Here is a 9,511-nt window from a genome sequence, read left to right as displayed (position 1 = left end):
GCCTTTAGTCTACTGAAAGAAGATGGTGTGATTGTCATTCAGACAGATAATAATGAAAATCATTATTTAAAAGTATTGTGTGATGAAATTTTTGGGAATAATAAATTTGTTACACAAGTTTGTGTTGAGATGTCAGCAACACAAGGAATGAAAGTAGCTGCTGCTAAAAACGGCGGTATAGTTAAAAATACAGAATACTTATTATTTTATTCTAAAGATGGGCGTAAAAATATTATTGAAAATCTTTTATACGACCCAAGATCAGATTATGATATGCATTATTCAAAATTTTTAACTTATGACTATAAAGTAAAAAATGTAAAAGATGTATTTATGGAGCAGTATCCAAATATAGAGTTTTTGGGCTTATCAGAAATGTATAAAGTTTCTAATGAATTTAAAGAATTTGTTGATGATTATCAACATAATATATTCAGGTATGATAAAGTGACTGGATTTAACATTAACAATTTTATAGAGGGAGAAGTTGTTCGTGTTGAACGTAATGGTAGAGAGTATTATTTAGAAAGGAAAAGTAATAGCATAGAGCAATTAATGTTTTTAGGTGCTTCATATGGATATTCTAATGATTTTTTTTCCACATATGGGTTTAGAAAAATTAGAGGAGATTGGTGGAGCGGTTATTATTTAGATATGGGTAATGTCAATAAAGAAGGAAATGTAAAATTGTCTAGTGGAAAAAAGCCAGAAAGATTAATTTATGATTTAATAATATCTTTAACCAAAAAAGAAGAAATTGTATTAGACTTTTTTATGGGCTCAGGTACAAGTATTGCAGCTGCCTTAAAAACTCAAAGACAATTTATTGGTTTAGAACAATTAGATTATATTGAAGATTTGGCGATTGAGAGGTTTAAAAATGTTATTAGCGGTGAACAAACAGGCGTTTCGCAACGTTGTAATTGGGAAGGAGGAGGAAGTTTTGTTTACGCAGAATTACATGAATTAAATCAGAAATTTGTGAATCGAATTCAGGCAATCGATTCAAATGATGAGCTTTTCAATTTAATTGAAAGAATAAAAACAGAAGCTTTTTTAGACTTTCAAGTTCATATAGAACGTATTGCAAACGACGATGAAGACTTTTTAGCACTGTCACTGGAAGAGAAAAAGGACGTTCTCATCCAAGCCTTGGATGCCAATCAGATGTATCTCAATTACTCGGAAATAGACGATGCATCTTACAGCATCCCTGATGATGTGAAGGCTTTTAACCGTTCCTTTTATGGGGAGGATGAGGAGTCATGAGCGAATTGTTACATAGTAAAATTCAACAACGGTTTCAGCAGTTATTTGAATTGGAAAGTGATTACGCCAATGTGTCGGATATTGTGCCGGATATACCATCCTATATACAAGATAATTTACATCACAACTTGCGCCCGTACCAAGAAGGGGCGATCCGTCAATTGATCTACACGCAGCGATCCGATGCGGCAGACATGTCTTATAACCATTTGCTGTTTCATATGGCGACAGGTTCAGGGAAAACGTTGGTGCTTGCGGCAACCATACTTTATCTTTACGGCGAGCATCAGCAACAAAATTTTATTTTCTTTGTCAACAGTGATGCGATTATCAAAAAGACGTATGATAACCTGACGAATCAAGTATCCCCCAAGTATCTATTTGCGAGAGACGGCATTGAAATAGACGGGGAACGGGTGACGATTCAGATTGTCGATACGTTTCCGGCGAACCCTGCTGTCAAAACGATTTATTTAAAATTAACGACCATCCAGAAACTCCATATGGATTTAACCAACCCACGGGAAAATGGTTTGACCTATGAAGCATTGGAAGAGACAAGCATTGTTTTATTGGCGGATGAAGCACATCATATCAACGCACTCACACGAAATGACAAGAAAACATTAAATAAAAAAGAGTTACAGGAAAAGACCTGGGAACACACCGTTCAGCGTTTACTCAACCTTCACCCGAATAATCGGTTGTTTGAGTACACGGCAACGATTGATTGGACGAATGATGCCCTGTTCCATAAATATAGTGATAAAGTGGTCTATCAATATGATTTGAAACGGTTCATGCAGGATGGTTATTCCAAGAATGTGGTGTTGCTACGGGCGAATGAAGAAGACAGTGTCAAGATGATAGATGCGATACTATTAAGCCAGTATCGCAAATATATAGCCAACGATCACGGCATCGATCTCAAGCCCATCATTTTGTTTAAATCGAATAAAATTGCCACTTCCAAAGAAGCGAATGCTGCCTTTTTTAAGATGGTTGCAGGGCTTACCGTGAACCAGTTAGAACAGATCATCCAGCATGGTATGGCGGTACACGCCAGCCCGGGCAGTATTTGGCATAAGATGTTTCAGTATTATGCAGGCAAGGAACTAACGCAAGTCGTCCGTGACCTCCAGTGGGAGTTTACGGAGGAAACAACTATCAATGCAAACAGTCAAGATTTCTTGGAGGAACAAAACGCCCTTCTTTTGAACACGTTGGAAGACACCAATAATCCGATTCGCACCATCTTTGCAGTAGCCAAGTTAAATGAAGGCTGGGACGTGCTCAATTTATTTGATATTGTCCGTATCAGTGAAGGGGCAACAGGGACAAAGGCAACCACCGATAGTGAAGCCCAATTAATCGGACGCGGGGCAAGATATTATCCATTCGAGTATGAAGGTGAAAAAACCTATACACGGCGTTTTGATGAAAAGCCTAGTGATTTAAAAGTCCTTGAAGCACTGCATTACCACACTATCAATGATAATGCGTATATTAAAAATCTGGAAAAATCGTTGGAGGCTGCCCGTATTGAAGTGAAGAAAGATGAATACTATCGTCTTCAGGCGAAAGTAAAAGGGAAAGTTAAACGAGCAGAATGGTTTCAAAACGGCAAAATTTATATTAATAAGGTCGTACCGACGACCGAAGACGATTATCAAGATTTAAGAGATTATAATATTTCTACGGATTATGAAGTGGATTATGAACGCATGATTGAACAACGTATTGGTGAAAAAGAAACTATGACTAGTAAACAAACGCATGAACAGGCTTTGCCTATTGACCGACGATTGATACAAAAAGCCATTCAGCGCAACAAGTTTTATCGTTTTAGCCACTTAAAACAGTATGTGCCGGCTATTTCCAGTATGAAGGAATTTATCGAAAGTAAGGATTTCCTGGGTGATTTATCGATTTGGGTGTCGCTTCCCGTGAATGTTACAACGGAAGATTTATCCCCTTGTCAGAAGCTTAAAATTGTCGAACGTTTTCTGGATTATGCGGTGCAACATATTCGTTCCAACTACATGAAAGTGAAGGGAACACCATACTTTGAAGGCTATTCTTTCTCAGAGTTGATCGATGATTATGTGGTGGAATTGAGTAAGGTTACAAAGGCAACGGATATTACCAAAACAAGGAATATGAAAGGGCAGGATTGGTATATTTATGACCAAGCCATTGGGAACCATTTGGAGCATGACTTTATTGATCTTATCCAAGATTACGTGGAAACATTGCAAGAAAAATATGAAGATGTCTATCTTATCCGCAACGAACGGAAAGTGAAAATTACAGAGATTGATGGCACACGAGGATTTATGCCAGACTTCCTGCTTTATATGAAAGATGAAGATTATACGTATCAGGTTTTCCTAGAACCAAAAGGAGAGCATTTACTCCTAAAGGATCAGTGGAAAGAGGAGTTTTTAAAGTCCCTAAACACCAGAGAAGATCTGGAGATTTTATCGGAAAATGAACAGGTACGTTTAATCGGACTAAGATTTTATACGAATGACGCAGCACGAAAAGTAGCGTTCAAAAAGGACTTTCAGGATAAATTGACGTAGAGGTAGCATATTCATATTTAAAATGAAAAAGAGCTTGAAAAGTAATTTTTTCACTATTTAGAATTTAACGTTTTTAGACATATTGAGGTTTAAAATCTAAGGAGGATACAAGTTAACGCATATGATCATTATTTGAAGCATAAGAGGTCCCAAATGTAAGTATGGTCAGCTAGTATAATGACTAGCTGACCTATTTTAATAGGATTTATGCTTGAGGAATCACGTGCCTGTGAGACTCATCGGACCCCATCTGGAATACTTTTGTAAGAATCGTGCTGCTGTACAGCCGTTACCTATAGCTCTTTAAAAAACACTTGATTATACATTAGACGTCATGATTATTAGAATGAACGATAAAAACAATAGGTTTAAATCACAAATAATCAAAGTACAGACACAGCAAGATACTTATAAAATCTGCTTTCATTTTTTACCTTCATTACAATTGTTTTAGAGATTAAATTCTTTACGTAATAATTTTTCTAAATATCTTGAAGCAGTTATTTCTTCTGCTTCTGCTTTTTTCGTTAGTTCTTCTGCAACTCTTTTCTTTAATGTATAAGATTTTGAAATTCTGGGTTCATTATCTCTTGAAATATTTTTTTTAGGTAAACTTTCTTTTATATTTTCTGCTTTATCTTCAAATGCCATAATCGTTCTCCTTTTTATATTATACTATACCGTGCTATAATACATCATATCATATTATAGTGTAATATGATATGATGTATTATAGTTCTCTTAGCATAGTAAAAATTTGATTGATTTCCTCGAAAAATTGCTTATGTTTAGATAACGTTTTTTGATCTTTCTTCATAATGATTAAAGGAGTATGATCTAATGTCGACTTATTAAATAGCTCTTTTTCAGGAATAAAAGCTAATGTTCTTGAGTCTTTTTTCATTGCTTCAATAAACTCACGTGAAGATTTTGTATTATGTTTAATTCTATTACCAAGAAATTTTAGTTCGGCTGTTACAAAGCTTTCTCTAGTATCAACTCTAATAATTTCTTTTTTTAGTTGTCGCAATCTTAATTCTAGATTGTTTTTTGAAGTAAATCCGTATTCACTAGGTTCAACTGGGCTAAATACATAGTCTGCAATAGCAATCATATTTTGTGTGATGGTTGAAAAATCGGGGTGACAATCAATTAAAACATAATCGAACTGTTTATAGTATTCATAATGATCTGCTAACCACATATACATTATCAGTTCTTTATTAGGTTTTGTTTGAATCTCGTTATTAACATTATCTAAATTCATTGATGCTGGTAACAAAGACAAATTATTGTGTATTTTTATGAGTTCAACGTTCCTGTCATCATTAGTAAAAATATTTGCAATTGTCCCATGATCTCGATAAACGTCGTATGTCTGTGTTAAGCTACACTGGTGGTCACTATCAATTAGTAGAACATTATACCCCTTGTCAGATAACCATTCACCATAATTAAAAGTTAGGGTTGTTTTTCCTACACCGCCTTTGGTAGCAGAAAAAGTAATAATTTCCATTATATTTCTCCTTTCAAATGTATTATACCATGGCATGCAATGATATGCTATATCATTTTATTGCTAAATATATCATAATATGCCGTACTATATGGTGTTACTATACTGATATTTTTTAAATCGTCTTTGTTGCGTTTTTACACTAATGCCTGTTTTTCGTTCAATCATTTTATAGGTCATTCCTTTTTGTCTTAATTCATAAGCCAATCGAATTTGTTCGTCAGAATAAGTCTTCGGACGCCCTTCTTTAAAATGAGGATCGTGCTGTTTTGCGTACTTTTTTCCCTCTTGAGTGCGTGAAACAATCATATCCCGTTCGAATTGTGCAAAAGCACTAAAAATGGTAAAAATCAGCTGCCCTGTGGGCGTATTATCAATTATCCCCATATTCAAGATATGAATTTTGACATTTCGTTCAAAAAGCATTTGTATAATTTCTAAAGCTTCTCGAGTATTTCTAGCAAAACGGTCTAATTTTGTCACAATAAGCATATCATTTTCATTGAACGTCTGAAGAAGCTCATTAAAAACCGGACGTTGCGTTGTCGTCCCTGTAAATTTTTCTTGATAAATTTTTTCTGCGCCGGCTTTTTGCAATTCTTCTATTTGATTTTCTAATTTTTGGTCTTGTGTACTTACCCTTGCATAACCAATTTTCATTTCTAAATCTCCTTAGCTTTTAATCCTAAGTTATGACTTATTATAATTGCTGTCATTATAGCATATAAAAATACAGGTCACAACTTAAAAGATGTGACGTCTTACTCGTATTTTTCATTTCCCTTATCTTTACTGATCTACTTTCAATATTTCAACTATACAGTGGCAATGAACATTCACTCTATAATTACACTGATTTTATGAATATCGTTATTTGGGATAGTTTTAGTTTAGTCTTACCGGCAATGATTGTTATCTTTAGTAACTATTTAATTAATGTTGAGCATATATCTGGAGCACTAAAGAATAACATTACTTGCGCTGTTCCTGTTAATAAATTGTATGTTAGCAAATTAGCTGTCTTATGCTTAATCAATTTGGCGTTTGCAGCTTTAAACGCGCTCTTAACATACTTGATCTTCCTTTTCTTACCCCATAAAAGTGAACCCGTGTACCATTCTTTGAGCGCAATGATTCAGTTAACTGGTATTAGCTTAGGGGTTTTTATCGCTGTCTTACCAATCTTGATTTTGTTTATTCGGCAATCCTCATCTTATCTCAACGTGGTTATCGCCTTTGTTTATGGCTTTGTTGGCGTCTTTATAGCTGGGCAAAATCTGCAAGACTATTATCCAATTACTGCTTTCTTGAAAATTGTTAATTATAATAACGGTTCGTTAACCTATCACGGAAACACGAGTTACATAACGGTGTTGATAGTCCTGTTGTTTTCGTTAGTAGCTTGGCTATTTATGGCTCAAAAATTAAAGAAATCTGATTATGCATAACATTGTTCTATCCCCATTTACCTGTATAATAGATTAAGCAAGAAGTTTTAAGGGCGGTGGCTGTCTTTTCCCTTGCGAGGTGAGGTCTATGGGAACATGGAATAATCTTCAGGAAGGTTTCACAGTCAATGAGCGTCTTCCAGACACTCTCGTTGATGTTGCTGTTTGGCACGTTTTTAATCGCGCTTCTCAGCTATATCGACAAGCACCACAAATAAAAAAGCCGCCCCGATCATAACTTTGGCGAGTTACGGGACGACAGTATCGTTTAGTTAACTAATGCCACCGCCTTTGAAGCGGCTTGCGTAGGAAGTCTTGTTAGCGCAAGGCTTCCTTTTTCATATCCACATTATAGCATGACTTTAATTAACTTTCGACTATTTTAAAGCAAATTTCTGGCAGCCCGTAGCGTGACCGTGCACCGGTAGCAAACTCTCGCGGTACGATCTTCTATGTAGAATATCTTTAAACGCTCATATTTGCATTTTAAGCGCTTTTTGGTTTGACACGGGAATTTAATCCCACTCTTAATTTTCAAGCCAACTGGCCCTACCTTATGTGCCTCTGATTTCTAATCGATTGATAATTATCATCTAATTTTGACAACGCTATTGAACTTTTGGTAGCTGTCCGCAGTTCATGCAGACAAGTAAGGCCACTAGGGTATACCCTAGTGGCCTAATATACTTACTAATAATTACAGTTTATACTTTTTGTTAAGACATCCAAGTACAACGAGCAACAACAAAAGGTTACGACGCTGGTAAAAAAATCTCGGGGATTAAGCGCCACCTGGCAGTTGATATCAATGGTTTTCCGCAGGCCATTCACATGACGCGAGCGAACGTCTCTGATCGAGACGGGGCCAGTGCAATGATCGCTTTACATGCCATGCATTTACGCCAGGTTCAAAATGTCTTAGTCGATGGTGGTTATTCAGGCGTTAATTTTCAGCTCGATGTGGCAAGTAATTTAAACGCAACCGTGCAGGTTGCGAAGCGTAGTGAGTTGCATCGATTCGAAGTCATGCCCCAACGTTGGGTAGTTGAACGTTCCTTTAGTTGGTTAGAGAATTGTCGGCGACTTTGGAAAAGTTGTGAGCGTCAATTAACCACCAGTCTGCAAATGGTTGTTTTGACGTTTTTAGCACTGTTACTCAAGAGATTTTAGACAGCCTCTTAGGAAAACACATCTTGAAATAATACGGATTACTGGTAGAATTATATCTGTACTATATAATGTCACGGCGATATTGGTGAAGCTTGGTTAACACAGCGGTTTGTGGATCCGTCACGCGCGGGTTCGAATCCCGCATATCGCCCTTTTGAAGCTTTGGAGGAGAGCTACTCCAAAGCTTTTTATTAAGTCTTTAGACCGGGTTGAGCTCGCGTAGCGTGCGAAACAAAAAACCACCCGCTATGCGGGTGGAAAGGAAAAAGTTATACTAAAAAAATCTCTTCACTAGCGTTACAATGTAGTTGTTCAGGCTACATGGTAATGAAAGGAAGAGATTCAGTTGGCTAACAAAGCAAATAGTTTAGCCCATACAAAATGGTTATGCAAATACCATATTGTATTCACCCCCAAGTATAGAAGAAAAATTGTTTATAATCAATACAGAGCAAGTCTACAAGAGATTATCAAAAGATTGTGCAGTTATAAAGGTGTAGAAATCCTAGAAGGACATATGATGCCCGATCATGTTCACTTGCTCGTAAGTATACCACCGAAGATAAGTATTTCTAGCTTTATGGGGTATTTAAAAGGAAAAAGCGCCATGATGATGTTTGATAAACATGCCAATTTGAAGTACAAATTTGGGAATCGTCATTTTTGGGCAGAAGGTTATTATGTGAGCACAGTGGGTCTTAATGAGGCAACCATCAAGAAATATATTCAAGAGCAAGAAAAACATGATATGGCCTTAGATAAACTAAGTGTTCGAGAATATGCAGACCCTTTTAAGGGTTAGAGAGTGATAAAAACACCTCTTGAGAGGTAGCAAAAGCGACAAAACCAGTGTGGCTTGAACAAAGTGAAAGCCAGCGCCTTGAGACGCTGGCTAGTATTGGGGGCTTATAGCCCCAGAGCAAACCCCCCTTTTGAAGGGTGGTTATGATGTGCATACGAAAAGGGGGCCAACCGGAATGCTGTGTCAACTCTATCATCATTAGATCTTTATGATGATAAGAAGTAACCGCATTTCCGTTTGACCTCCATAATCATGTCAGAGTAAATCTTGTGTATTGATTCATGCGCTTTCTAGACATTCAGACAATCATCGTTGACCGTAACAACGATTATCACTCTAGATTGAAACAATTGTTTAAAATCCCAGGTTGAATAGATTAGCTGAGGAATTTAGTTGGATTATCTTCAAATTCCTTAACACTGACCGTTTGTGTTTGATCGGAATCAACTTTAGATAATTCAAACTTACCTTCTTCAACTTCTTTTTTGCCGATAACGGCATAGTAACGGGTTTTTCTTCTTATCGCCTCCTTTATTTGTGAGCCTACCTTGACATCCTGATAATTCTTGTCTGCAGAAACACCGTTCTTTCGAATCTTATCAAGAACTTCAAATGCAAGCTCATCACCTTCATCATCTGCTGAAGCAAAGAATACATCTGGTCCGTATTTGGGAGTAAAATCAGGATTCTCTTTTTGAACTAATAACAATAAACGTTCAAC

The 9,511-nt window shown here is 36.5% G+C and carries 8 protein-coding genes, 1 tRNA gene and 2 pseudogenes; 7 read left to right on the top strand and 4 right to left on the bottom strand.

Annotated elements, in window-relative coordinates:
- Both G577_RS0109335 and G577_RS0109330 read left to right on the top strand, forming a co-directional pair.
- Positions 1-1,269, top strand: a 1,269-nt coding sequence (locus tag G577_RS0109335; RefSeq protein ID WP_028790962.1) for a DNA methyltransferase, incomplete at its 5' end; no start/stop codon positions are given.
- Positions 1,266-3,854: a DEAD/DEAH box helicase family protein gene (locus tag G577_RS0109330; RefSeq protein WP_013650694.1), complete on the top strand. Its 2,589-nt coding sequence runs from the start codon at positions 1,266-1,268 to the stop codon at positions 3,852-3,854. The genes G577_RS0109335 and G577_RS0109330, both read left to right, overlap by 4 nt.
- 450 nt (positions 3,855-4,304) lie before the next feature.
- Here the strand turns inward: G577_RS0109330 and G577_RS0109325 are convergent, their stop codons facing one another.
- The 3 genes from G577_RS0109325 to G577_RS0109315 form a co-directional block, all read right to left on the bottom strand.
- Positions 4,305-4,505, bottom strand: coding sequence for a hypothetical protein (locus G577_RS0109325; RefSeq protein WP_028790961.1), 201 nt, complete (start codon positions 4,503-4,505; stop codon positions 4,305-4,307).
- Positions 4,506-4,584: 79 nt separating this feature from the next.
- Complete coding sequence (locus tag G577_RS0109320) at positions 4,585-5,370, bottom strand: ParA family protein (protein ID WP_013650693.1); 786 nt, start codon at positions 5,368-5,370, stop codon at positions 4,585-4,587.
- Between the two features lie 87 nt (positions 5,371-5,457).
- A complete protein-coding gene (locus tag G577_RS0109315) occupies positions 5,458-6,030 on the bottom strand; it encodes a recombinase family protein (RefSeq protein WP_013650692.1) in 573 nt (190 codons plus the stop codon).
- A gap of 95 nt (positions 6,031-6,125) precedes the next feature.
- Between G577_RS0109315 and G577_RS11440 the strand changes: the two are divergent.
- From G577_RS11440 to tnpA, 5 genes and pseudogenes are all read left to right on the top strand, one after another.
- Positions 6,126-6,818: pseudogene (locus tag G577_RS11440) on the top strand (ABC transporter permease); the annotation flags it as partial.
- 128 nt (positions 6,819-6,946) lie between these two features.
- The gene (locus G577_RS12075; protein WP_021353390.1) at positions 6,947-7,036 is read left to right on the top strand and encodes a putative holin-like toxin; all 90 of its coding nucleotides are present in this window, start codon (positions 6,947-6,949) and stop codon (positions 7,034-7,036) included.
- Between the two features lie 520 nt (positions 7,037-7,556).
- Positions 7,557-7,988 (top strand): annotated as a pseudogene (locus tag G577_RS0109300) (IS5 family transposase); the annotation flags it as partial.
- A 76-nt stretch (positions 7,989-8,064) separates the two neighbouring features.
- Positions 8,065-8,139: transfer RNA gene (locus tag G577_RS0109295), tRNA-His, on the top strand.
- A gap of 195 nt (positions 8,140-8,334) precedes the next feature.
- Entirely contained in the window at positions 8,335-8,790 is a 456-nt protein-coding gene (gene tnpA, locus G577_RS0109290) for an IS200/IS605 family transposase (protein WP_014124664.1), read from the top strand.
- A 376-nt stretch (positions 8,791-9,166) separates the two neighbouring features.
- Here the strand turns inward: tnpA and G577_RS11435 are convergent.
- Positions 9,167-9,511, bottom strand: a 345-nt coding sequence (locus tag G577_RS11435) for a His/Gly/Thr/Pro-type tRNA ligase C-terminal domain-containing protein (protein WP_038027709.1), incomplete at its 5' end; no start/stop codon positions are given.

It is taken from the genome of Tetragenococcus muriaticus DSM 15685, from assembly GCF_000423785.1.
Classification (GTDB): Bacteria; Bacillota; Bacilli; order Lactobacillales; family Enterococcaceae; genus Tetragenococcus; species Tetragenococcus muriaticus.
This window is presented reverse-complemented; position numbering and strand designations above follow the sequence as displayed.

Bases quoted from the DNA above. Each gene is read 5' to 3' on its own strand.
- G577_RS0109315 (WP_013650692.1), bottom strand. From the start codon at position 6,030: ATGAAAATTGGTTATGCAAGGGTAAGTACACAAGACCAAAAATTAGAA.
- G577_RS0109320 (WP_013650693.1), bottom strand. From the start codon at position 5,370: ATGGAAATTATTACTTTTTCTGCTACCAAAGGCGGTGTAGGAAAAACA.
- G577_RS0109325 (WP_028790961.1), bottom strand. From the start codon at position 4,505: ATGGCATTTGAAGATAAAGCAGAAAATATAAAAGAAAGTTTACCTAAA.
- G577_RS0109330 (WP_013650694.1), top strand. From the start codon at position 1,266: ATGAGCGAATTGTTACATAGTAAAATTCAACAACGGTTTCAGCAGTTA.
- G577_RS12075 (WP_021353390.1), top strand. From the start codon at position 6,947: ATGAGCGTCTTCCAGACACTCTCGTTGATGTTGCTGTTTGGCACGTTT.